At 58.3% G+C, this 23647-nt stretch carries 18 protein-coding genes and 2 tRNA genes; 4 read left to right on the top strand and 16 right to left on the bottom strand.

Annotation, left to right across the window (positions count from 1 at the left end; translation table 11 throughout):
- The first annotated feature begins 147 nt into the window (after positions 1-147).
- From metK to ACQRC0_RS04825, 3 genes are all read left to right on the top strand, one after another.
- Positions 148-1428 (top strand): methionine adenosyltransferase, encoded by a 1281-nt coding sequence (metK, locus tag ACQRC0_RS04835; protein WP_427728191.1) that lies wholly within the window; start codon positions 148-150, stop codon positions 1426-1428.
- A 343-nt stretch (positions 1429-1771) separates the two neighbouring features.
- Positions 1772-3379: an L-serine ammonia-lyase, iron-sulfur-dependent, subunit alpha gene (sdaAA, locus tag ACQRC0_RS04830; protein ID WP_427728189.1), complete on the top strand. Its 1608-nt coding sequence runs from the start codon at positions 1772-1774 to the stop codon at positions 3377-3379.
- 416 nt (positions 3380-3795) lie between these two features.
- A complete protein-coding gene (locus ACQRC0_RS04825) occupies positions 3796-5253 on the top strand; it encodes a L,D-transpeptidase (RefSeq protein ID WP_427728187.1) in 1458 nt (485 codons plus the stop codon).
- 83 nt (positions 5254-5336) lie between these two features.
- Here ACQRC0_RS04825 and ACQRC0_RS04820 read toward each other — a convergent pair whose 3' ends face one another.
- From ACQRC0_RS04820 to ACQRC0_RS04770, 11 genes are all read right to left on the bottom strand, one after another.
- Positions 5337-6932 carry a sensor domain-containing diguanylate cyclase gene (locus tag ACQRC0_RS04820; protein WP_427728185.1) on the bottom strand — a complete coding sequence of 532 codons (1596 nt, stop codon included), beginning with the start codon at positions 6930-6932 and terminating at the stop codon, positions 5337-5339.
- A 259-nt stretch (positions 6933-7191) separates the two neighbouring features.
- Entirely contained in the window at positions 7192-7803 is a 612-nt protein-coding gene (locus ACQRC0_RS04815) for a TetR/AcrR family transcriptional regulator (RefSeq protein WP_427728183.1), read from the bottom strand.
- A gap of 136 nt (positions 7804-7939) precedes the next feature.
- Positions 7940-9232, bottom strand: coding sequence for a lysylphosphatidylglycerol synthase transmembrane domain-containing protein (locus ACQRC0_RS04810; protein ID WP_427728181.1), 1293 nt, complete (start codon positions 9230-9232; stop codon positions 7940-7942).
- Positions 9233-9383: 151 nt separating this feature from the next.
- Positions 9384-9460, bottom strand: a tRNA-Glu gene (locus ACQRC0_RS04805).
- 22 nt (positions 9461-9482) lie between these two features.
- Positions 9483-9559 (bottom strand) — tRNA-Glu (locus ACQRC0_RS04800).
- A gap of 225 nt (positions 9560-9784) precedes the next feature.
- Entirely contained in the window at positions 9785-11179 is a 1395-nt protein-coding gene (locus ACQRC0_RS04795; protein WP_427728179.1) for a CCA tRNA nucleotidyltransferase, read from the bottom strand.
- A 192-nt stretch (positions 11180-11371) separates the two neighbouring features.
- Positions 11372-12304, bottom strand: a complete 933-nt coding sequence (locus tag ACQRC0_RS04790) for a 1-phosphofructokinase family hexose kinase (RefSeq protein ID WP_427728177.1) — start codon at positions 12302-12304, stop codon at positions 11372-11374.
- Positions 12305-12531: 227 nt separating this feature from the next.
- Positions 12532-13464, bottom strand: coding sequence for a 1-phosphofructokinase family hexose kinase (locus ACQRC0_RS04785; protein WP_349125764.1), 933 nt, complete (start codon positions 13462-13464; stop codon positions 12532-12534).
- 74 nt (positions 13465-13538) lie between these two features.
- Complete coding sequence (gene ptsP, locus ACQRC0_RS04780; protein ID WP_427728175.1) at positions 13539-15242, bottom strand: phosphoenolpyruvate--protein phosphotransferase; 1704 nt, start codon at positions 15240-15242, stop codon at positions 13539-13541.
- 133 nt (positions 15243-15375) lie between these two features.
- Positions 15376-15639, bottom strand: coding sequence for an HPr family phosphocarrier protein (locus ACQRC0_RS04775; RefSeq protein ID WP_022094575.1), 264 nt, complete (start codon positions 15637-15639; stop codon positions 15376-15378).
- A 506-nt stretch (positions 15640-16145) separates the two neighbouring features.
- A complete protein-coding gene (locus ACQRC0_RS04770; RefSeq protein ID WP_427728173.1) occupies positions 16146-18155 on the bottom strand; it encodes a fructose-specific PTS transporter subunit EIIC in 2010 nt (669 codons plus the stop codon).
- Positions 18156-18426: 271 nt separating this feature from the next.
- Here ACQRC0_RS04770 and ACQRC0_RS04765 point away from each other — a divergent pair, with 271 nt between their 5' ends.
- Positions 18427-19284, top strand: a complete 858-nt coding sequence (locus tag ACQRC0_RS04765; protein WP_154515542.1) for a MurR/RpiR family transcriptional regulator — start codon at positions 18427-18429, stop codon at positions 19282-19284.
- Between the two features lie 220 nt (positions 19285-19504).
- Here the strand turns inward: ACQRC0_RS04765 and ACQRC0_RS04760 are convergent, their stop codons facing one another.
- The 5 genes from ACQRC0_RS04760 to nusB are packed head-to-tail and all read right to left on the bottom strand — an operon-like array spanning position 19505 to position 23645.
- Positions 19505-21133, bottom strand: a complete 1629-nt coding sequence (locus tag ACQRC0_RS04760) for a DNA repair protein RecN (RefSeq protein ID WP_427728171.1) — start codon at positions 21131-21133, stop codon at positions 19505-19507.
- The gene (locus ACQRC0_RS04755; RefSeq protein ID WP_427728169.1) at positions 21123-21983 is read right to left on the bottom strand and encodes an NAD(+)/NADH kinase; all 861 of its coding nucleotides are present in this window, start codon (positions 21981-21983) and stop codon (positions 21123-21125) included. Before ACQRC0_RS04755 ends, ACQRC0_RS04760 begins: the two co-directional genes overlap by 11 nt.
- Positions 21980-22783, bottom strand: a complete 804-nt coding sequence (locus ACQRC0_RS04750) for a TlyA family RNA methyltransferase (RefSeq protein ID WP_427728195.1) — start codon at positions 22781-22783, stop codon at positions 21980-21982. The genes ACQRC0_RS04755 and ACQRC0_RS04750 overlap by 4 nt, the downstream gene beginning before the upstream one ends.
- 8 nt (positions 22784-22791) lie before the next feature.
- Complete coding sequence (locus tag ACQRC0_RS04745; RefSeq protein ID WP_427728167.1) at positions 22792-23058, bottom strand: exodeoxyribonuclease VII small subunit; 267 nt, start codon at positions 23056-23058, stop codon at positions 22792-22794.
- Between the two features lie 2 nt (positions 23059-23060).
- Positions 23061-23645 carry a transcription antitermination factor NusB gene (nusB, locus tag ACQRC0_RS04740; RefSeq protein WP_427717322.1) on the bottom strand — a complete coding sequence of 195 codons (585 nt, stop codon included), beginning with the start codon at positions 23643-23645 and terminating at the stop codon, positions 23061-23063.
- Between the last annotated feature and the right edge of the window lie 2 nt (positions 23646-23647).

Below are 23647 nucleotides of genomic sequence, written 5' to 3'. Positions count from 1 at the left end.
TAAAAAAGCCCCGTCCCAAATTAGCTACCTTATGAGTAGGTGCGGAAAGGGTGTGAATGTTGGATTTACGCGCTATGATGTGCCCCTGCATACAGAGCCCGGCGGAATGGTAACGGTCGCTGGGACACGTTATTCGAAAGGACAATCATGTCAGAAGAGCTTCGTTCCATCCCGCCCCAGCAGGGGTCTTTTGTGTTTACGTCGGAGTCGGTGACCGAAGGCCATCCCGATAAGATCGCCGACCAGATCAGCGATGCCGTCCTCGACGCAATCCTCGCCAAAGAAATAGAGCTGCAGGAGCAGGGCTATATTGCGCCCAACGGCGTGCCCGCCAATGTGGAAAACGTCCGCTGCGCCTGCGAGACCCTCGTGACCACCGGCACCGTCATCGTCGCCGGAGAGATTCGCACCCAGGCATACGTCGACGTGCAGGAAATCGCCCGTGGCGTCATCCGCCGCATCGGCTACAACCGCGCCAAGTTTGGCTTTGACTGCGATACCTGCGGCGTCATGAGCCTCATCCACGAGCAGTCCCCCGATATCGCCCAGGGCGTCGACGAGTCATTTGAGACCCAGACCGGCGCCACCACCGACCCGATCGACCTGATCGGTGCCGGCGACCAGGGCATGATGTTTGGCTACGCCTCCAACGAGACCAAGACCCTCATGCCCATGCCGCACTACCTGGCAAGCCGCCTGGCGGAACGCCTGTCCGCCGTGCGCCACGACGGCACCCTGCCCTATCTGCGCCCCGACGGCAAGACCCAGGTCACCGTGCGCTACGAGGACGGAAAGCCCGTGGAGGTCACAACCATCGTCATCTCCACGCAGCACGCTGCCGAAGTTGAGGACATGGGTAAGATCAAGGCCGACCTCATCGAGCATGTCATCGCACCCGTCATGGATGCCGAGAACATGCCGTGGGATGGCGCCGATATCTATGTGAACCCCACCGGACGCTTTGTCGTGGGCGGCCCCATGGGCGACACGGGCCTGACCGGCCGCAAGATCATCGTCGACACCTACGGCGGCTACGGCCGTCACGGCGGCGGCGCCTTTAGCGGCAAGGACTGCACCAAGGTCGACCGCTCTGCCGCGTACGCCGCTCGCTGGGTCGCCAAGAACGTAGTCGCCGCCGGCCTGGCCGATCGCTGCGAGGTCGAGCTGGCCTACGCCATCGGCGTGTCCAAGCCGCTGTCGATCATGGTCGACACCTTTGGCACCGCGCATATTGCCGAGGACAAGATCGTCGAGGCCGTGGAGAAGACCTTTGACCTGCGCCCGGGCGCAATCATCCGCGACCTGGACCTGCGTCGCCCCATCTATGAAAAGACGGCAGCCTACGGTCACTTTGGCCGCGAAGACGCCGACTTTACCTGGGAGAAAACGGACCGCATCGACGAACTCAAAGCAGCCTGCGGCCTGTAAGCTAACGAGAAAAACCACAGCCAAATAAAAACGCACCAAAAAGAGGTACCGGAACAACCGGTACCTCTTTTTTATTTAAAGGTGGTGAAGATGTATCGACATGGGACACCGAATAGGTCACCAACCGATGAATTTTGAAACACGCGCGCCTCTACCATGTATCCTAAGTTCCGAGGACTTTAGTATTTGGTCGATCGCGAGTTCCGCACGAGCCGGAGAGCACTTAATGTGCTCTCCGTGCGAGCAGGACTGTCCGAGCAGGCGACCAAATACTAAAGCCCTCGGAACGGCGGGACAGCGTATGCCCCGCCCCTCGGGACGACGAGATAGAGAAGGAGCAGCCATGGCAGGCAAGCCGCAAACACTAGCTACGACCTCGGCATTCGAGATCTTGGGTCCCATCATGGTCGGCCCCAGCTCATCGCACACCGCCGGCGCCCTGCGTTGCGCCCAAGTTGCCGCCAGCCTGCTGGAAGGCCGCATCACCAAGGTCACCTTTGGCCTGTGGAACTCCTTTGCCCACACCTACCGTGGCCATGGCACCGACCGCGCACTCGTCGCGGGCATCTTGGGCCTCGATACCGACGACGAAAACATCACGCAGGCCTTTGACCTCGCGCGCGAGCAGGGCCTCAGCTATCACTTTGACATTAAGGGCGACGACGCCTCCATCCACCCCAATACCGTCGACATCGACATGGTCGATGACACGGGCGCCACGGCGCAGGTCCGCGGCGAGAGCCTTGGCGGCGGCAAGATGCGCATCAGCCGCATCAACGGCGTCGGCGTCGATATCTCGGGCATGTATTCCACCCTGTTTGTGGCGCACCAGGACGTCCCCGGCGTTCTCGCCGCGCTCACGAACCAGCTCGCCTACGCACACGTAAACATTGCCTTCTGCCGCACCTACCGCACCGAGGTGGGCGGCCAAGCTTATTCCGTCTTTGAGACCGACGGCACCCCCGATGACATCGTCGTTCCCATGCTACGCATGCTCGACAATGTCGATTACGCCACCTTCATTGAGCTTCCCGGCTCGGCCTCATCGCTCTCCCCCGGCGTTTCCGCCAAGGAAATCTTCGACGATGGCGAACAGCTCCTCGACGCCTGCGCCGAACTGGGCCTCAACATTGGCGCCGTCATGGCCGTACGCGAAGCCCGCCTGACCGGCGAGCAGCACGCCGTCGCCGCCATGCGCCGCGTACTCGAGGTCATGCGCGAGGAGACAACGGCGCCCATCGCCGCACCGCAGCGCTCGCTCGGCGGGCTTATCGGCGGCGAGGCAAAACTCGTCGACGCCACATGCCGCAACGATCTGAGCACAAACCTGATGGGCGCCGTCCAAACCGAAGCCGTAGCCCGCGCCATGGCTGTGCTTGAGCGCTCTGCCACCATGGGCGTCATCGTCGCCGCCCCCACGGCCGGCTCTGCGGGCGTCGTGCCCGGCTGCGTGTTGGCGCTCGCCGACCATCTACAGCTCGATGACGAACAGGTCATGGACGCACTCTACTGCTCTGCCGCGATTGGTCTCAACCTCACCACAAGTGCCTGCGTCGCCGGCGCCGAAGGCGGATGTCAGGCTGAGGTGGGCAGCGCCGCCGCCATGGCCGCTGCCGCGCTAGTCCAGATGCTGGGCGGCACGCCCGAGCAGGCACTCGACGCTAGCTCTATCGCACTGAGCAATCTGCTTGGTCTTGTATGCGATCCCGTGGGCGGCCTTGTCGAAGTGCCATGCCAAAACCGCAACGCGATCGGCGTGGCGGCCGCATTTAGCTCGGCGCAGCTCGCCCTTGCAGGTATCAAAAGCCTTGTGCCCTTCGACCAGATGGCACACGTGATGCTCTCCGTTGGACATGCACTTCCAGCTACGCTACGAGAGACGGCCAAGGGCGGCATCGCGCAGGCTCCCGCAGCACTTTCGGCTTGCGCTAAATGCGGCGTGTGTGGATAAAGACCCGACCAAAACAAGAGGTGGGACAAATGTCCAACCTCTTGCCAATGCCACCGTTTCAATACCACAAACAACTAGGTAATCGCTATAATGCAAGCCCAGTAAAAACACGATGAGCCGCAAGGCGAAACTCGAAGGATATGCATACGATGTCGCAAAACGACCGCACCCAACTGATTCCCGATCCTAAGCAGCCTTCTAGGCCTACCGGCGGCGTTCAGTCGCCGCGCCCCATTACGCCAACGCATAGCACAAAGCAAGGTTCGGGAAACACCTCACAGCGCCAGAACCCCCATGCGTATCAGCAGCGTCAGAGCAATAAAGCGACTAAGCACGCGCCTTCACACACGCAAAACCATCACAAGGGCCCCCGTGGGTCAGAGAACCACGCCAACGGGAAAAAATCCGGGGCCAAAATGACCCTTTTCGTTGCTCTGGGCCTCATTGTTGTCGTTTACATTGTTGGCGTTGTCGCATTTTCGCAGGTAGCCTACCCCAACACCACCATTGCCGGCGTCGACGTCTCGTTCTCCAACGCTTCGTCTGCTGCCACTAAGGTCAACTCGGCATGGAAGCACTATAAGCTCACGGTGACAGGCGATGACTTTAACTGGAGCTATCAGCCCGAGTCCGATGAACCCATCGTCGACGGCGAAGCTGCCGCAAAAGAAATCATCAGCCGCAACGAAGCCTTTATATGGCCGGTCCGCCTTGTTGAATCCTTAAGCGGCAAGACCAAAACAATCGCTACCTCCAACGAAGTCGATCTTGAACAAGACGTCGACCTGTCCATGCTCTCTGACACCTTTGACCAAAAGAAGTTTGAGGAGGATCTGGGCGCCGCCATTGACGAGTTTAACGAGGGCCGTTCGGGTACGTTCGAGGCCAATAGCTCCTATGACGAGCAAGCCGGCAAGTTTACCGTCGAGAAGGCGCGCTCCAACGAAAAACTCAACCGCGAGCATGTCATTAAGTATGCCGAGCTCGAGCTTGCCTCGCTGGCCGAGACCGTAGATCTTTCCAAGCTCGGCAACGATGCCTATGAGCCGCTCAATGAAACGCTGACCAATGATCAAATTCAGGCCGCATGCGATGCCGCCAACAACTTCTTGGGCGTCAACGTGACCCTCAAGCTCAACGGCGAGGATGCCGGCAAGGTCGACGGCAGCTCCGTGTTGCAGTGGATCAGCTTTGCCGATCCGGCCAACCCCACACTCGATACGTCGCAGATCGGTAGCTGGGCAGCCGAGCTCGCCAATAGCTTTAATACCGTGGGCACTACCCGCTGGTGGACGCGTGCCGATGGCAAAGAATGTGCCGTCGAGGGCGGTGACTTTGGCTGGTCCGTCGATAGCGACGCACTCGCCAAGCAGGTCGAGGACGCCATTAACAACAAGCAGACCGGCGAAATCGAGATTAAGTACTCCCAGAAGGCCGACACCTATACCGCAAAGGGAGAGCCCGACTGGAAGGCGTATATCGACGTCGACCTGTCCGAGCAGCACGCGCGCTACTATGACGAGAACGGTAATATCGTTTGGGAGGCCAACTTTATCTCGGGCAAACCGGGAGAGGATGCCACCCCCGAGGGAGTTTGGCAGATCAATAGCAATGACGGCGCAAGCAAGCTCATCGGTGCCAAAGACCCAAAGACCGGAAAACCAAAATACGAAAGCCCCGTGTCATATTGGATGCCGTTTGAAGGCAACATGGTTGGTTTCCATGATGCAACATGGCAAAACGATCAGAGCTTTGACGACCCAAATTCGTACAAATGGTGCGGCAGCCACGGTTGCATCAACTTGCGTCTGGCCGATGCCAAGGCACTCCACGATTGCATCAACGTAGGCCTATGCGTGGTCGTGCACTCATAGCACATCACGAACCGTGCTGCCCTGTGCGGTCAAAGTCGTGAAATACCGTGCAGTTTTACGTTTATATGCGCAGCTTTTCCCTCTCACAAGCTGTGCTTTCTCCGATCATTCCCTGCCGAGATGTAGTATTGCCTCTTGTTTTCATACATTTGCGCATCTGCGGCTTTCAGAAGCGACTCAAAATCCGTGTCCTTTGTGCCGCTTATCGTCGTACCGAGGGACGCGGTAGCCCCCAGTTGGCTTTTTGCCGTTTCCAGTAGTTTCTGAAACGCCGGATGTGTGATGTTTGGCAGAACCGCAATGAACTCATCTCCGCCAAGCCGATACACATGACGCTTTCCGAACACAGATTTCAGCGTCTGTGCGGTCTGCACAATGGCTTTATCACCGGCGTCATGTCCCTTTTGGTCATTTATTTCCTTTAGGCCATTTAGGTCGCACATGACAACCGCCAGGGGAAAGTACTTCTCCAGCTTTTCTGTGTACGCCCAATCCAGTGCTTTTCTGTTTTTACAATCTGTGAGCTGGTCATATAACGCACTATGCTCCAGTGCATTCGCATTATCGCGCAGTCTTATCATAAAAGAGACCATAAACTCGATCATATCCATCTCATTCGAGATCTCGTGCAGTTTCTCTTTGGGAGGATTGTCCACACCGTAGAATCCGACCATCTTGCCGTTGATTTTGATTGGCCCTGTCACAAAGGTATTGACACCCTGAGGTTTCAGCCGTTCATAGATGGCTTCGCTTGTTTTTTTGCATTCTTCAATGTCATGGATGATGGCATTGTTAGATTCTTGATATTGTGCAAACCATGTTTCAATGATGCCTTCATACGGCACATCCTGCAGGTTATCTTTTTCTTTGGGTACGCCCGCTTTGCACCACTCGTAGGTGTTGTCAAACGTTCCGCGGTCATTCTGTTCAAAGATGTACGCTCGATCGGCGGTCACACGCTGTCCGATATACTCCACCAGTTGATTCAGTACTTTGTCCGGAGTTGCTTCTGAAGCGGCATACCGAACCATGTCCGTGAGGAATCTCTCGTAATTCAGGAGTCGTTCCTGCGATTCGCGCTTGCTGACTTCCAACGCTTCCATTTCCTTATGGTACAGGATTATCTGGAGCTTGCTTCGCATCATCGTGGCAGTCAGAAACATACTCAGCACCCCGTACAAAATAACATTCACGAGGTTTTGGGATAGGATTGGGTTATGCTGCGCAAAGAAAGCAAGTCCGATATAGAGCAACATGCTGCTCAGGATCAGCCCGTTCATGACCGCCGCTCTAGCGGTAAACAGCAGCGGCGCTACCATCATGAACACAATGTAGTTGACCGTGAGCTCCTCCGGCGTAATCAGCGTTCCCGTAATAATGCCAAACAGCAGCAGCGCGGCAAAAAAGCTGTATACAACCAGCTCTTTCCCCAAGAAGCTTCTAAGTTGACAACGAGAAATGCAAAAATAGAGCAAAGAAAGGAACGTATAGGCCAGATACACCCATTTATATTTTCCGATACTCAGAGAAACCGCACTCAGCAGCGTTATGACTCCAAAGGCAACAAGCGCCACAACAGAATACAGCCGCATGGCTTTCCAGTTTTCTTCCCATGCATTCTGTTTTACTTTCTCATAATCACAACGACTAAACATAAACAAGGAAACGATATTATTCATACGTATTTTTCAATCTCTGTTTTATTGCTACTTTGCCTGTCCATAACAAACATCTGAGTATCCATCAGAATCAGGCCATAGTCACCGGGTTCAAAACAACCTAAATTAGGTTTTACCACTCTCCCGCAATAATTCAAGAAAACCGATACCGATCTTTCGGGTATCACCGGGCGTATTTACTCAGATTCATCCCAATCAATCAAGCATCACACTACGGATAGACGACCTAAACGGCAAGGGAGCTCCAGGGGATACCGCACTAAGACAAACGGGTCTCTAGGCTCGAAAGGCCGTTCAGGGTCAGGTCGTTGGCGACCGCCGAGACGCGCTCGATGGGAACCGAGCCGTCGGATAATGCCCACGTGCGATAGATACCGATAATACCGGACAGCAAAAACGCCAGGTAGTAATCGAACATCTCGTCCTTGAGGCCTTGGGGCAGCAGATTGCGCTCGGCAATCTCATGTTCGAGCGGCGCACGAAGACGAGCCATAAAGTCGTCGAGCGGAATGTTTTCAATCAGCTGGCGATTGAGCACCAAATTGTTGCACAGCGCCTCGTTAACGGTTTTGAAGAAGGTCGCCGCCGCTCCGAGTGCTCGCTCGTTGGTGTTACCGCCCATAGAGGAAAGCGTCTTCTCGACTGAGTCGACAATCATCTCGACCACATCCACGGCAATGGCATCGAGCAAGCCGTCCACCGTGCCAAAGTGCACGTAGAAGGTCTTACGGTCGACATTTGCCTCGCGCGCGATGGCGCTCACCGTAATATCGGCGAGGGGCTTTTCCATCAGCAGTCGCTCGAATGCCGAAAGAATCGCATTGCGACTGCGAACGATGCGGCGGTCAAGGCGCGGTTTAGTGGTGGCCATAGACGTGTCCCCTTCATGTCAACTGCCCACCTATAGCTCCTGTACAAGTGGGAGATAATCAACGTAAGAGGATTATCCTACATCTAGCATCGCAATGACGAGCATCATTAAGAACGCACGACTCACCAACTGGGCTCTAGGGCCGCTTCTTTTTATTAAGCGCCGCAGGGGAAACGCGGATACCGTCGCCAGTCTGACGAACATAGGTCTTCCGTGCCGGTTTAGAGGCCACAGCAGTCTTTTGAGCATGCTGATTGGGGTCCACGGTAACCTGAGAGGTTGGATGTGCCTTAACGGACGTAGAAGGCTTCTGAGGAGTGCGCCCGAGCTTGCACATCATACGGTCCCAGCGCGCATGGATACTCTCGTTATGAGCGCTCTTAAGGCCCAAAAGAGGGGCGGCCAAAATGGTCGGCGCGATAAAGGTGATCAGACGCCAAAGCAGATAGCCGGCAGTCGCTGCCGTGCCAAAAAAGTGACCCAGGAACAGCGCGAAGCCGCCCTCGGCACCACCGGTGCCGCCAGGCAGCGGGACGGCGGAACTCAACAGCTGTACAAAAGCACTCGCCGCCATGACCGAGAAAAAGTCAACATCGTACTGACCAAAGGCAAGCATCAAAAAATACGGAACCAGGTAGAAAAACGCCAGCTGCAACATGGTGATGACGACCGTGAGCAGCATGGACGAAAAATGGCCGGCAGAGAGTTTGAATTTCTCGGAGAACGAGTAGATCTCGCCATCGACAAAGGTACGCCAGCCCTCGATCTTAGTAGCGGAAACGCCCATGCGCTCGAGCCAATTGATAATACAATGTGCGACGCGCGTGACGGTCTTGGGCATCAACGCCACGGCAAAGATGCCGAGAAGAATGCAGCAGTGGCCGCCAAAACTAAAGACGCAAAGCAGCGTCATGTCGCCATAGCGCTCGGCGAAAAACGGCATGCGGGCGAGCAGCAGAATGGCACCCCATGCCACCAAACCAAACTGGTACACGATAAAGCGGGTGAACTGCGTGGCACCCGCTTCGCCCACATTTTGGCCGGCTTTGGTCAGGCGATAAATCTGGGCAGGCGTGGAGCCCATCATCATGGGTGTCAGGTTGCCAAAGAAGATGCCGCTCGCCTCGACCGAAATGAGGTCGCGGATGCCGACAGGCGAATTGGGATCGAGCCATACGGCAATCGCGTACGCCACGATGCCAAAAAACAAGTATAGGAACATGCAGAAGCACGCGGCAGCGAGCCACGGCGCCTGAACGCTAGCCATGGCGGCCCAGAACTGACCCATCTGACCGGTCACGACCAAATAGACGATATAGCCCACCAGCACAATGCCAATAAAGATGGCACCACGACGTGCGCTCTTGTTGTCATCGCCGCCCGAAACATCGACTTGAGGCTGTGGGGTATGCTGAGAGGACTCCGTCATGAGGCTCCTTCTGACCGTCAATGTATCTGGCCTATTGTACCCGTATGGGAGATAAGCAAAACGTAAAGCTATGGGGCAAATGGGATTAACAGACAAGCCCGCAGATAATAAAAAACCCGACCTTCGAAAAGAAGGTCGGGTATCCAAAACTTGGTAGCCCGTACCAGATTCGAACTGGTGATCTCCGCCTTGAGAGGGCGGCGTCCTAAACCGCTAGACGAACGGGCCATAAGCCTCAGCAGAAAAGAAGTGGTAGCCCGTACCAGATTCGAACTGGTGATCTCCGCCTTGAGAGGGCGGCGTCCTAAACCGCTAGACGAACGGGCCACATGACATCTGCACTGCCGTGCTGCGAGGACATATATTACGGGACAAAAAACGCGAGCGCAAGAAGAAATTCCAAATTGGCCAAATTTTGTCGTGAGGTTATGGAACACACAGGTCAACCTGGTAGCTAATTTGGGACGGGGCTTTTTTAGCTACCCCTGCCAGAATCACTATTGTTCGTCCTATTGACAGCGGGGTAGCTAAAAAAGCCCCGTCCCAAATGAGCTACCCCAGGTTGAGGTGGGCCAGAAGGGCTTCGCGGGTGTTGGGGACGTTGTCTTCGATCACGGCGTCGAGGGCGACGTTGAGAAGCTGTCCCAGCTCAGGCCCCGGTTTGACGCCGGCGCGAATCAGGTCCCCTCCGTTGATGCCAAGCATCTTAAGCGTATAGGGCTCCCCCGCTTCCAACAGTTCGTGTGCGAGCGAACGCATCTCCTCGATCGTCTCGACGTAATAGAAGCACGACGGTGCCTTACCCAGCGTATCGGCACGCTTAAGGTCCATAAGCTCGTCAATCAAACGCGGCGTGTCGACGCCCTCACCCGAAAGCGAGCGCATCATATTGAGCAAACAGGAGCGCTCGGGGCGCAACGGCTTATCGTGATACCTGATAAGCAGACACACGTCGCGAACCAAATCGTGCGAAAGCGCCAAGCGATCCATAATAGCGCGCGCTTTCTTGGCACCAAGCTCAGGATGACCGTAAAAGTGGCCGCTGCCCGCATGATCGACCGTAAAGCAATCGGGCTTGGAGACATCGTGCAAAAACGCTGCCCACATTAAGCTCGACGAAGGCGCCACGCCGTCACACAGTGCCAGCTCCCCCGCTACCGTCAAAACGCGAGCGATATGCTCGTAGACATTAAAGGCGTGGTAGACGCTGCGCTGGTCAAACCCACGAGCCGGCGCAAGCTCGGGCACGGCGGCGCAAACAAGCTCGGGATAGCGTAGCATCGCGTCTCCCCCATGTCCGGTCGATAGAATCCCCTCGAGCTCAATGCCCACGCGTTCGCGTGCCACGGCATCGAGCAGCGGCGAGCACTCGGCAAGCGCCTGTTTGGTCTTAGGCTCGATCATAAAATCCAGACGGCAGGCAAAACGCACGGCGCGCAGCATGCGAAGCGCATCCTCGTTAAAGCGACGCTTGGGATCTCCGACGGCACGAATCAGCTTACGCTTCAGGTCGCCCTGGCCATCATAACGGTCGACAAGACCGCGCTGGGGATGCCAAGCCATGGCGTTAACAGTAAAGTCACGACGTGCCAGATCGTCCTCAAGCGACGCCGCACGCTCCACACTCTGGGGATGGCGACCATCGGTGTAAAAACCGTCCAGGCGATACGTCGTGACCTCAATACGCTCATCGTCACAAAGGGCGGTAATGCCGCCAAATTTTATACCCGACTCAACTACCGCAATGCCGGCTGCCTCGAGCGCCGCCTTGGACTCTTGCCACAGGCCGCTACAGCACATGTCAACATCGTGGCTGGGACGTCCCATCAGGGCGTCACGCACCCAACCGCCTACGAACCAGGCCTCGAGACCGGCGTCCTCAAGCGCACGTAGCACACGCAGGGAGGCATCTGTGGGCTGCGTACCGTTGAGCGAAACATTACACATACCTATGGCCTCCTACGCTTGCAAGCGTTAAACGATGGTTCTCAAGCAGTCTAGCAAGAAACAAGCGTGAGCGCACATGAAATCACATCGTCGATTCGCGCGAACGAGACAGCAGAGCCCATGCGGCCAACAGATAAAAACACCCGCCTCGGAGATCCAAAGCGGGTGTTCGGCAACGATGTGTCTAAACGGTTAGCAGACCTGGCGAACGTCGATGTGCTTCTTATATTCGTCCACCTTGGCAAAATCGCCCAAACCAGGGCACTCGACCACGTTGGCACCGGTTGCCATCGAGAGGCGCAGGGCGTCCTCGACGCACTCGGGGGCATCGTGCCACACGGACAGGAAGGCGGCAAGCGAGGAATCGCCGGCGCAGACCGTCGAGAGCAGCTTGACCTCAAAGGTGCGTTTGGCAAACCAAATGTGCTCGCCGTTGGAGAAGTACGCGCCGTCGCCACCAAGGGTCAGCAGCACATTCTTAGCGCCCTTGGCGTGCAGCTCAGCCATAGCGCCCTTAACGGACTCGTCGTCGCCACCGCTCACCTTAATGCCAAAGATGTCGAGCAGCTCGTCGTCGTTGGGCTTAATGAGCAACGGCTCCATGGCAATAAGATCGGCCAGCTGATGGCTCGAAATATCGAGCACGAACTCGGCACCCTTTGCCTTAACACGGCGAAGAACCTCGGCCAGGAAACCCTCGGAGGTGTTGGGGGGCAGCGAGCCGCTAATGACCAGGCAGGTCATGTCGTCGAGCGAGTCGATGAGCTCAAACATCTCCTGCTCGTTGGCAGCATTGATGGCAGCGCCTGCATTGACCATGTTGTACTCGGTATCGGGACCGGCGTTGAGGAAAACGTTGACGCGCGTGATGCCGTCAGTCCACACGGGCTTGACGGGCACACCCAGGGCCTCGGCGCCCTTGACGATATACTCGCCTGAGAAGCCGGCAAAAAAGCCCAGGATCGTGGTGTCGACACCGTAGTGATCGAGGGTGAACGAGACGTTGAGACCCTTGCCATTGGGCGTATAGACCGCGTTGCGCGTGCGGGTGACGGTGTTGGCGGAAAGTCCGTCGCAGGAAATGTTGTAATCAATGGCGGGATTTGCAGTGAGCGTGTAAATCATGAATGTTCCTTTCACAGAGCAACGTGATAATGAAAGTATATTCCACACCTTGTGAAAAGACCATAGCAACTCGGCGAACGGTGTAGAACGCGTGCAGGTCGCCAGAAAAGCAGCAAGGAGGGGCAAAAAAATCAGGAGTGCTTGCCCTGAAGCTCATTTGCAATTTACAAATAAGCGCCCCGGCTTAAACCGGGGCGCCATATGGTCAAGAATATGTAGCGTTTCGCTTACTTGCGATCGAGCTTGCGGACAGCAACGCGCTTGCTATACTCATCGACGTGACCGAAGTCGCCGATACCCACGGACTCGGCAACGTTGGCGCCGGTGGCCATAGCGAGCTTCATGGCCTCCTCGACGTTGTCGCGATCCCTGTACCACTTGTGCAGGAACGCAGCGAGCGTGCAGTCGCCGGCGCAGACGGAAGAGACCAGCTTGATGTTGAACTCACGCTTAGCGTACCAGATGTCCTCGCCGTTGGAGAAGTAAGCGTCGCCGCGGCTACCACGGGTGAGCAGCACGTTCTGGACGCCGGCATCGTGAGCCATCTTCATAGCAACGCGGACCTCGTCGTCGGTGTCGACCGGCACGCCAAAGATGGCCTTCATCTCGTGATGGTTCGGCTTGATGAGCAGCGGCTTCTTGTGAGCAAGCTCCTTGAGCTTGTCGGAAGACAGGTCAAGGACGACGTCGGCGCCACGAGCCTGAGCGTGCTCCATGACCTGAGCCAGGAAGTCGGGCGTAGCTTTGGGAGGCACGGAGCCGGAGACGATCAGACACTCAAGATCGCCCGCGGTGTCCAGGATGTTGTAGAGCTCCTTCTGGTGCTCCGGCGTAATCGGGGCGCCGGGGTTAAGGATGCCGTACTCGTGCTGGCCATCGTTGACATAGGTGTTGATACGCGTGATGCCGTCGGTCCAGACCGGGCGGCACAGGCAACCCAGGTTCATGACCTCCTCGACGATAAACTTGCCCGTGAAGCCGGCGAAGAAGCCGAGCGCGACGGTGTCGACGCCCATCTTCTTAAAGGCGAAGGACACGTCGAGGCCCTTACCGTTAGCCGTGTAGCTGGCCGAGCCGGTGCGGACGTTCTCGTCGGGCTCGAGCGGAGAGCTCGAAACCGTCATGTCGACAGCCGGGTTAGCGGTTAGCGTGTAGAACATTTACAGTACCCCCTGTATATTTGAGGGCCGCGCGGCCAGCCCATTCCAACCACGCGGTTACCTCTGATACCAAATTAGCGAGCGGCAGCCTCAAGCAGCGCCTTGACCTCTTCGGCAGTGTTGCAGGCGAGCGCCTTCTCGGCGAGATCGTCGCACTCGGCCTTGGTCCACTGGCTGATGGTCTTGCGGGCGCGAAGGATAGACGGAGCGCTCATCGAGAACTCCTCGAGGCCCCAGCTGATCAGCAGCGGCTCAAGCAGCGGATCGGCAGCGGCCTCGCCGCACATACCGACCATGATGCCAGCCTTGACGCCGCTCTCGATGATGTTCTTGAGCGAGCGAAGCACGGCGGGATAGTACACCTGGTACAGGTTAGAAATGGTGTCGTTACCACGGTCGGCACACATGGTGTAGCCGATCAGGTCGTTGGTGCCGATCGAGAAGAAGTCGGCGACCTCGGCCAGGCGGTCAGCGATCAGCGATGCGGCAGGCGTCTCGACCATAATGCCGACCTCGATGTTCTCGTTGAACTTGCGGCCCTCTTCGGTCAGCTCGGACTTGCACTCCTCGACGAGCTCCTTAACGGCCAAGACCTCCTCGACGCAAGTGACGAGCGGGATCATGATCTTGACATCACCAAAGGCGCTGGCGCGCAGCAGAGCGCGGAGCTGTACCTTGTACTGGTCGGGGTTGGCCAGGCAGTAACGCACGGCACGGAAGCCCATGAAGGGGTTCTCTTCCTTGACCATGTGCAGGTACGGGATCTCTTTGTCGCCACCCACGTCGAGCGTACGGATGATGACCGGAGCGCCATTGAGCGCGCTGGCAACCTTGCGATAGGCGTTGAACTGCTCCTCCTCGGAAGGAAGCTCGGCAGAGTCCATGAACAGGAACTCGGAGCGGAACAGGCCAATGGCCTCGGCGTCGTGATCGAGCGCGTTGGGCACGTCATCGGGGTTACCGATGTTGCAGGCAATGATCTTCTTGATGCCATCGGCAGTCACGGACGGCTTGCCACGGAAAGCCTCGAGGGCTGCCTTCTCGGCAGCGAAAGCCTCGGCCTTGGCGGTATAGGCGGCGAGCGTCTCCTCGTCGGGATCGGCCTCGACGATACCCTTGCCACCGTCGACGACAACGGTCATGCCGTTGCGCAGCGCGGTGCAGCTGTTAGCAACCGAAAGGACAGCCGGAATCTCGAGGGCGCGGGCGATGATCGCGGAGTGCGACGTGCGGCCACCGGTCTCGGTGACGATACCGGCAACGTGAGCCTTATCGATCGTGGCGGTCATGGACGGCGTAAGGTCGTGCACGACAACAACAGTGTTTTCGGGCAGGACGGAGAGATCGACGACCTCCTTGCCCAAAAGCTCGGCCAGAATACCGGTGCGGATGTCGGCGATATCTGCCGCGCGCAGGCGGAACATCTCATCGTCCATGGACAGGAACATGTTCTCAAACATGGTCGAGGTGTCCATGAGCGCCTGCTCGGCGCAGGTGCCGCCGTCAATGGCGGCGTTGATGGCGTCGGTCATGCCCGGGTCCTGAGCCAGGACGATGTGTCCGCTCATGATCTCGGCCTCGGCCTCGCCCACCGTCTCCTTCATGTGGTCGGCCTGAGCCTGGGTCTTCTCGCAGAAGACCGAAAGGGCGGTCTGATAGCGCTCCTTCTCTGCTGCCGAATCAGCAACCTCGTGCGGCTCAAACGTCAAGTCGGGTTCGACGGCAACCATGACGGTGCCGATACCGATGCCCTCGGAAGCGTTGACTCCCTGATACATTCCCATTCCTCTCTCCGTGTCATGTGATAAAGCGTTTTGCCATATCCATGACAAAAGAGCGCAGTTCCCTTTAAACAGGTCACTGCGCCCCCAAATATGAACTTAGTTGTTCAACATGCGACCCGTTTGAGTTCTACTCGCCAAGACCGCTCTTGATGAGCTCGATGGCAGCAGCCAGAGCCTCGGCCTCGTCAGCGCCGTCGCACTTGACCTCGACCTCGGTACCGCAGGGGATGCCGGCAGCCATGAGGGCCATCGGGGACTTGCCGTTGACCTCCTTCTCGGGGGTGACGACCGTCACGTCGCAGGCATACTTGCCCATGGTGGAGGCGAAGAGGCCAGCCGGACGCATGTGAAGACCCTGAGGATTAACGAGGGTAGCCTTCTCAGAAACCATAATTGACTCCTTTTTTGTGTTTAACCCCTATCAACAATGCGACAGGAGCCATATTCACGACGTTGATTATATTAACTCACATCAAACGGTTTTTCATTATGTTTCGCACGAATTGTTGGACAGATGTCGTTCCTGCATGCTCGCCTGCCGGGCGGGGCGGTTAAGTTTGCTGCTCTACAGTCCTGCGCAAGACGGAAAGCACATTAAGTGCTTTCCTTTGCGTGCGGAACTCGCGACAAACTTAACCGCCCCGCCCGGCAGGCGAGCTGCGGATACTCGGTCGCTCCAGAGCAATATCGTGCGAACGAAATTATGGCTGATAATTTGTTCGCCTGGTTGATCTGGTTGATGGGGCTATCTATGCCCTCTTGTGAACTGAGGAGTATCCCGAACTGTCGGCAGGAAGGAAATGTCCCTCAGTACCGGGTTACTTGAAAAAAGGCGGGGACCCCTGATGGAGTCTCCGCCTTATATACAGGGGGCGATGTTATTCGCAAGCTGCGGGATTAGACCAGACGGGCATTGATCGTCTTAGCGATCTCGGCAGCGTCGGTAGAACCCTTAACGGTGGCACGGAAGCCCTCGTCCATGAGCGCCTCGGCGACCTTGGACAGGATCTTGAGGTGCGTGGTGCCGGCCTGGGCACCGGGGATGAGCAGGGCAATAGCCACGTTGACGGGAGCGCCGTCCATGGTGTCCCAACCGGTCACGCCAGAGTCGTCCTTGACGACGATGACGGCGGCCTCGGTAATGGCATCAGACTTGGCATGCGGAATAGCGAAGCCCTCCATCATGCCCGTGGTGCCCTCGGCCTCGCGGGCCAGGAAGGCGTTCATTACGGCGTCGGCGTCGTCAGCGATACCGGCCTTGACAGCCTGGTTGGAGACAAAGCTCAGGGCCTCGTCACGAGAAGCAAAATCCTCGGCGACAAAAACGTTCTCGACCTTCACAAAGTCGGAAGCCTCAGCCTTGGGGGCCTCGACGGCAGCGGCCTTGGGAGCCTCGACCGGCTTAGCAGCAGCGGCGGGAGCGGCCTTCTGTTTCTTCTCGAAGTCATACTTCTTGAAAGCAACGAACAGGATGCCACCGACCACGGCGCCGATGAGGATCGCGAGGACCCACAGCGGACCGTTCTCGACAACGGGCAGGACCAGGAAACCACCGTGAGGCGCCGGATCGTGGACGTTGAACATAATGGTCAGAATCGAGGCGATGGAGGAACCGAGCATCATGATGGGCATGACGGGCCAGATGTTCTTGGTCATGAACGGAATGGCGCCCTCGGTGATGTGGGTGCAACCAAGGATGAGGTTGACGATACCGGCGTCATGATCCTCCTGGCTGAAGTACTTCTTGCCGACGATAACGGCAAAGGTGGTGATCAGCGGCGGAACGATGCAGGCGGCGGAGACGGCAGCCATGAAGTTGGTGCCGAAGTTATAGGTGTCGGTGCCGACACCGGCAGCCAGGGCCTCGGTGAGCATAGCGGTACCGGTGACGTAAGCAGCCTTGTTGACCGGGCCGCCCATATCAAAGGCGCACATGCAGCCAATGGCAAGACCCAGGACAACAGCGCCAGAGGCAGACAGACCCTTGAGGAAGTCCATCATGGCGGTGTTAATGGCAGCCATGGGGCCGGAGATGCCGAGCATGACCAGGCCGACGATGGCGGTCGAGAACAGCGGGTACAGGAAGATAGCCTTGAGGCCGTCCAGGTTCTTGGGCAGCTTGGCAAAAACCTTCTCGAGCAGCAGGATGACATAGCCAGAGAGGAAGCCGCCGACGATGCCGCCCAGGAAGCCGAAGCCCACGCCGGCACCGCCGGCATCGATCATGCCGGTCTCGGCATTAACGGGCAGGCCCTGGATGGCGATCATACCGGCGACAAAGCCGGGAACGAGCGCCGGGCGCTTGCCGATGGACTCGGCGATATAGGCGGAAAGCACGGGAACCATAAGGTTCATGGCGATGCCGCCGATGATCTTGAGCATAGCGGCAAAGCTGTTGTAGTCGGCAGCCGTCGAATCGAAGGACGTGATGCCCCACAGGAACGAAACGGCGGTCAGAACACCACCGGCAACGACGAAGACCAGCATGTGGCTGACGCCGTTCATGAGGTGCTTATAGATGATGTGACCGATGGACTCCTTCTCCTCGACCTCATCCTCGACATCGGCAGCAGCCGCAACCGTGTCGTCGCCCTTGGCGGCGAGAGCGCGGTCGATCAGCTTACCGGCAGCCTCGACGGACAGGGCCTTGGAAACACCGACGGAAACCATGGGCTTACCGGCGAAACGCTCCGCCTGGACATCCTTATCGGCTGCGACGACGACGGCCTTAGCACCGGCGATCTCACCCTTCGTGAGTTCGTTCTCGACACCGACCTGGCCATGAGTCTCGACCTTAATGGTCAGACCGCGCTCGGCAGCTGCCTTCTCCAGCGCCTCCTTCGCCATGAAGGTGTGCGCGATGCCGGTCGGGCAACCGGTGGCGGCGATGATGTCAAACTTAGCCATGTGTCCCTCCTTCTTGAGTACTGCGCCCGCGGGCGCTCCCCTACACGCGCTACGGTGCGCGTTTTTCCACTCCTGAAAGATACCAAGCCACCGCTTATATGAGAAGCAATCAAGCCTATTTCTCCGGTGAAAGGTTCTTTCACAACCGTAAACGGTCGATGAAAGTTTACCATCAACTTTTGAAACAGCAAGGTGTATCTTGTAATTGAAATCCCCGTATACTAGAGCGGCACACAACAAGACAGCTTTTAATGCCAACCAGGAGTCATCCATGTCCGATAGCAGCAAGAGCGCACTCTCCCTTATTAGCACGCACAAGGGATACAGCGAGTCCGAGCAGCGCATTGTCGACTATATCCTAGAGCACCAGTCCGAGGCACCGCTCCTAACAGCCGCGCAACTCTCGCGCGCCGCCGCAACCTCCGAGGCCACCGTCTCGCGCTTCTGCCGCAAGCTAGGCTTTGGAAGCTTTCGCAGCTTTCAGTTTTCGCTGGCGCGCGATCTGGAGAGCCAGCGCAATGAAGGCCTCACAGACGAGGTCTCGCTTGATAATATGGAGCAGAGCCTCAAAAACATCCTCGCCGCAAAGGTCAGTGAACTCAATGCGACCATCGATGGCATTGATCACGATACGCTGGCAGCCGTCGTACACGCGTTTAAGAACGCAGGGGCTATCGAGTTTGCAGCCGTAGGTAATACCAACGCCGTTGCGCTCGACGCGACGTTTAAGTTTTCGCAACTGGGCCTTCGCTGTATGTCAAGCACCATCAGCGAGACATCAATCGGCTTTGCGCTCACGTTGCGCCCCGGCGACGTTATCGTGCTGATCTCGAACTCTGGCAAGTCGCGTCGACTGAATCGCATGGCAAAAGCGGCTCGAGGCTGTGGTGCCACCGTAGTCGTCATCAGCAGCGACAGCAAGTCTCCGCTTGCTCGCCTAGCCGACTACACCTTTAATACCGTGAACCACGAGGCGCTGCTCACCACGGGCGACTTTGCGTTCTCCAAGATCAGCGCCACGATGATCATCGAGGTTATCTACAACTTCCTGCTGCCCGAAATCGAGGACGCCCGAGAGCACATTAGCTACTACGAGGAGCTTATCCAGCCGGATAAGGTCGTGGAATAGAAATTTTGGCGAGCCGACAAACGCCACTCGCCACGAAACCGGCCCATCTACTACGTTTTATCAGTATGGCCCAACCACATACCGAAAATAGAAAAACCGCAGGCGTTCTACCTGCGGTTTTCTTTTTGCAATTCAAGGCGTGGTTGCCTATAGCCTATTAAACGTAGTAGATGGGCCGGTTTCGTGGCGGCCGGGTCGAACATACATGTAACGGCTCGGCCTAAGCACGCGCTTCCTCGAGCATCTGCTTAGCGTGCGCCAAGCTTGCCTCCGATTGATCGCCACTCAGCATGCGGGCGATCTCTGCGGTACGGGCGTCCCCGGTCACCTCATCCAGATGGGTTTGGGGAACGTCGCCGGGCTCTTTGCTCACCACGTAATGTTTGTCGGCCATGACGGCGACCTGCGCCAGGTGCGTTACGACAATCACCTGATGCGTTGTGGCAAGATCTGCCAGAACGCTCGCAAGGGCGCGTGCAGTAGAACCACCAACACCGGCATCGACCTCGTCGAACACCAACGTATCCACGCCGTCCGCGTTACCCAAAACAACCTTGCTCGCCAACATGACACGGCTCAGCTCGCCGCCAGACGCAATGCGGCGCAGGGGGCGCGGCGTCAATCCGGCACCGCTACGATACAAAAGCTCGTAGCTCGAAGGGCCCGCCGGCGTCCACTCGGCGCGCGGAAGATCGCGCGAGTCCCAAACGAGCTCGGCGCCGCCCATCTCCAGGCGCGCCATCTGACGGGCAACCTCGTGGCAAAAGCGCGGGGCTGCCGTATTGCGTGCGCGCTTAAGTGCCTTGGCGGCGGCGAACAGTTCGCGCTCCGCCGCGCCAAGCGCTTCGCGCGCCTTCTTGATCTGCTCATCACCATCGTCTACCAGCGACAACAGCTCTCGCGAGCTATCGCGCATAGCAAACACGTCGTCCATGGTGGGACCCCACTGACGCAAAAGTCCCTTAAGATCGGAATACCGCTCGCGCATACGAGCCAGCTCGCGCGGGTCGAAGGCGACCCCATCTCGATAGGCACGCAGCTCGTTGGCACAATCCTCGAGCGAGATACAGGCATCCGAAAGCGCATCGGCGATATCACCCAGCTTGCGATCGACAGTAGCCATGCGCGAAAGCTCCGCGACGGCGCTGTTCACGGAATCGAGTGCTCCCCCTTCGGCAGCAAGCGACGCATGGGCATCGTTGGCCGTTGCCACCAGCACCTCGGCATGCTCGGAGCGTGGCAGCAGCTCCTCGAGCTCCTCATACTCACCCGGCTTGGGGTCGACCTCGGCGATGCGCTCCAGAGCGAAGCGCGCTTCCTCGACACGACTCCCCTGCGCGCGTGAGGCCTCTTCGACGCGACGGACCTCTTTGGCAGCCGCGCGAGATGCCCTAAGGCAAGCACGATAGCGATCGAGCGCCTCGAGCGCCGGGCGCCCCGCCCATGCATCGACCATGGCAACATGATGCGCAGGGTCGAGCAGGCGCTGGTGCTCGTGCTGGCCGCAAAGATCCATCATCACGCCGACGCGCTCCGAAAGCTCACGCACGCTGGCGATGCGGCCGTCAATTTTTACGCGGCTACGGCCCTCGGCAGAAAGGCTGCGCTGAACGGTGAAGCCCTCCGTGTCGTGCGGGCCGTCAAACAGGCGCGCCTCGACGTTGGCAAGCGTCTCGCCCTCGCGCACCGTCGACGAATCCGCGCGCTCGCCCAGAATGAGCTTAAGCGCCGAGAGCAACGCAGTCTTACCGGCGCCGGTCTCGCCGGTCAGAACCGTTAAGCCCGCGCTCGGAACCAACGTCGCCTCGCGAATGAGGGCAATGTTGGAAACCTGCAGCTCATCGATCATGACGAACTCCGTAGAACACGCGGCTCACCGAGTTATAGAAGCTCTCGGGGCCGTAATCCAGCAGCAGAACATCGCCGGGACCGCGACGCACGGCCACGCTCTCGACCGTGCCATCGCAGGTAATAAACTGTCCATCGATGGCGATCGCAGGCACGCTCGGGCGGTCATCGGACATAAAAATCTCGACGACATCGCTTGGCGAGGTCAAAAAGGCGCGAGCCTGAATGGTATGTGGGGCGATGGGCACGCAAACCATGCCCGTGTAATCGGGACTGACGATGGGGCCGCCGGCGGAAAGCGCGTAGCCGGTGGAACCGGTCGCTGTCGAAACGACGACGCCGTCACCGCGCAGGCGGTCGATATGATGGCCGGACACCGTGATGTCGAACTCAACCATATCGGACAGGGGCCCGCGCGTAAGCGCCATATCGTTAAGGGCAAACGTGCGCACGACATCCTTCGTGCCATCTTCGCGCACCGAAACGATATCCGCGGCGAGGGTGGCGCGGCGACTCACATGGAGCTCACCGGAAAGGGCATCGCTCACGACCTGCAAAATATCGCGATCCTCGGGGCTCGCAGCCGTCAAAAAACCCAAATGACCATAGGAAAGGCCCAGAATGGGGATCTCGCGGTAGTTGAGAATGCGGGCGGCACGCAACAGCGTGCCGTCGCCGCCGAGCGTAATGACCAGGTCGGCATCGTCAACATCGGGCGCACGCTGGATCTTGGAACGCTGATCGGCAGCCCATGCGACCTCGTAGCCCTGGCGCGAAAGCCAAAGCTCGAGCATCAGGCCGCTCTCGACCGCCTCTTGCTTGTAGTAATTGGGAACCAGAAAGACCTTCATAGCGTTGCAGCTTTCTCGCTCAAAGCCGTTACCTGTGATTGCAGCTCATCATCGGCACGCTCGCCAGAGGCAAACCTCGTGCCGTACAGGAAAAACTCGACGTTGCCCTTGGCGCCATGGATGGGCGACACGCACACGTCGAGCGGAAACAGACCCTTGGCGGTAAAGAGCTCAATCGCCGCCACAAGCGTATCGCGGCGGACGGAGGGGTCGGTCACGATACCGCCCTCGCCCACCAGCGCAGCCGGCGCCTCAAACTGCGGCTTTACGAGCGTGCAAAACGAACCCGAAGGCTTCAGGCACGCCAACACGGCGTCGATGATATTCGCGATACTCGTAAACGACACATCGCAGACAGCCAAGTCGATAGCGCCGCCGTAGCCAAGCTCGGGCAGTTGTGTCACGTTGGTGCGCTCATGAAGCCTCACCCGCTCGTCTTGGCGCAGCGACCAATCAAACTGAGCGCGACCCACATCGACCGAAACAACCGTTGCGGCGCCACGCTTGAGCAGGCAATCGGTAAAGCCGCCCGTGGAGCAGCCCACATCGAGGCAAGCAAGGCCCATGGGATCGATCCCAAACGCATCGAGCGCGCCCTCGAGCTTGAGCCCGCCGCGCCCCACGTAGGGAATACGGCCCTTCACGTGCAGGGGCAGACCGGGCGCCACCTTAAGGCCCGGCGAGGTCAAACGCTCGCCGCCACTCGAGACCAAGCCGGCCATAAGAGTGCGAAGGGCATCCGCGCGGTCGGCGCAGATGCCCTGTGAAATCAGTTCGTCATCGAGACGCACGCGTTTCATGAATGCCATCAACCATTCGTATCCGGAGACGCGGCCTGGTTATCCTGGGATTCGTTTGCCGCATCCTCATCGTATTCCTGCTCGAGCTTATCGGCCTCACGAGGCGTCAACTCAAACTTGTCGACCATATCGACCGCACGGGAGCCAAGTTCGATCGCCTCGTCAAACAAATCGAGCGAACGCTCCAAGGACGTATCCTTGGAGCGAACGGTAGCGATGATCTGGTCCAAGCGGTCCGAGATCTCGTCGAAGTTGCGGACGGAACCCTCTGGCATGGCTACTCCTCGACGGTACCGGTCTCGACCTCGGCGACCTCGGCACCCTCGTCGAGAACGCCGGCCGCAGCCTGAGCGGCGGCAACCTTAGCGGCAGCCTCGGCGGCCTGGGCCTCCTCGCGGGCGCGGTCCTCGGCCAGCAGCTCCTGATACAGGTCCTCGCCCGGTAGCTCCTCGCTACGCGCGATCTTGCCCAGCACGCCATTGACAAACGACGCGGACTGGTCGGTGCCATAGGCCTTGGCAAGCTCTACAGCCTCGTTGATCACGATGGCGTCCGAGACCTCCTCGTCGGTGAGGAAGCGCATCTCATAGACGGCGATACGCAGCAGATTGCGATCGGCGCCGGGCATGCGCATAAGATCCCAGTTCTTGGCGATGGAGCGCAGGGCGCAGTCGATGCGGTCGATATACTCGTAGGCACCGCGGCACAGCTCCAGAGCGTAGGGGTCGAGGGGACCCTTCGAGATCAGGAAATCGCCCTCGAGGACGCGCTCGAGCGGGCTGTCCGTCGCCTCGGCCTGGAACAGCAGCTGCAGCGCCTGACTGCGGGCAAGCGTACGCCCGCGATAAACCTTAAGGCTCAAAG

This window comes from Collinsella sp. SGI.033 (genome assembly GCF_050315135.1).
Taxonomy (GTDB): domain Bacteria; phylum Actinomycetota; class Coriobacteriia; order Coriobacteriales; family Coriobacteriaceae; genus Collinsella.
This window is presented reverse-complemented; position numbering and strand designations above follow the sequence as displayed.

Excerpts from the sequence above, each read along its gene's own strand:
- ACQRC0_RS04795 (WP_427728179.1), bottom strand. The coding sequence starts at position 11,179 with ATGTGTAATGTTTCGCTCAACGGTACGCAGCCCACAGATGCCTCCCTG.
- ACQRC0_RS04815 (WP_427728183.1), bottom strand. The coding sequence starts at position 7,803 with ATGGCCACCACTAAACCGCGCCTTGACCGCCGCATCGTTCGCAGTCGC.
- ACQRC0_RS04765 (WP_154515542.1), top strand. The coding sequence starts at position 18,427 with ATGTCCGATAGCAGCAAGAGCGCACTCTCCCTTATTAGCACGCACAAG.
- ACQRC0_RS04790 (WP_427728177.1), bottom strand. The coding sequence starts at position 12,304 with ATGATTTACACGCTCACTGCAAATCCCGCCATTGATTACAACATTTCC.
- ACQRC0_RS04820 (WP_427728185.1), bottom strand. The coding sequence starts at position 6,932 with ATGAATAATATCGTTTCCTTGTTTATGTTTAGTCGTTGTGATTATGAG.
- ACQRC0_RS04750 (WP_427728195.1), bottom strand. The coding sequence starts at position 22,783 with ATGAAACGCGTGCGTCTCGATGACGAACTGATTTCACAGGGCATCTGC.
- ACQRC0_RS04770 (WP_427728173.1), bottom strand. The coding sequence starts at position 18,155 with ATGGCTAAGTTTGACATCATCGCCGCCACCGGTTGCCCGACCGGCATC.
- ACQRC0_RS04760 (WP_427728171.1), bottom strand. The coding sequence starts at position 21,133 with ATGATCGATGAGCTGCAGGTTTCCAACATTGCCCTCATTCGCGAGGCG.
- ACQRC0_RS04810 (WP_427728181.1), bottom strand. The coding sequence starts at position 9,232 with ATGACGGAGTCCTCTCAGCATACCCCACAGCCTCAAGTCGATGTTTCG.
- ACQRC0_RS04785 (WP_349125764.1), bottom strand. The coding sequence starts at position 13,464 with ATGTTCTACACGCTAACCGCTAACCCGGCTGTCGACATGACGGTTTCG.
- ACQRC0_RS04745 (WP_427728167.1), bottom strand. The coding sequence starts at position 23,058 with ATGCCAGAGGGTTCCGTCCGCAACTTCGACGAGATCTCGGACCGCTTG.
- ptsP (WP_427728175.1), bottom strand. The coding sequence starts at position 15,242 with ATGTATCAGGGAGTCAACGCTTCCGAGGGCATCGGTATCGGCACCGTC.
- ACQRC0_RS04825 (WP_427728187.1), top strand. The coding sequence starts at position 3,796 with ATGACCCTTTTCGTTGCTCTGGGCCTCATTGTTGTCGTTTACATTGTT.
- ACQRC0_RS04775 (WP_022094575.1), bottom strand. The coding sequence starts at position 15,639 with ATGGTTTCTGAGAAGGCTACCCTCGTTAATCCTCAGGGTCTTCACATG.
- ACQRC0_RS04755 (WP_427728169.1), bottom strand. The coding sequence starts at position 21,983 with ATGAAGGTCTTTCTGGTTCCCAATTACTACAAGCAAGAGGCGGTCGAG.
- metK (WP_427728191.1), top strand. The coding sequence starts at position 148 with ATGTCAGAAGAGCTTCGTTCCATCCCGCCCCAGCAGGGGTCTTTTGTG.
- sdaAA (WP_427728189.1), top strand. The coding sequence starts at position 1,772 with ATGGCAGGCAAGCCGCAAACACTAGCTACGACCTCGGCATTCGAGATC.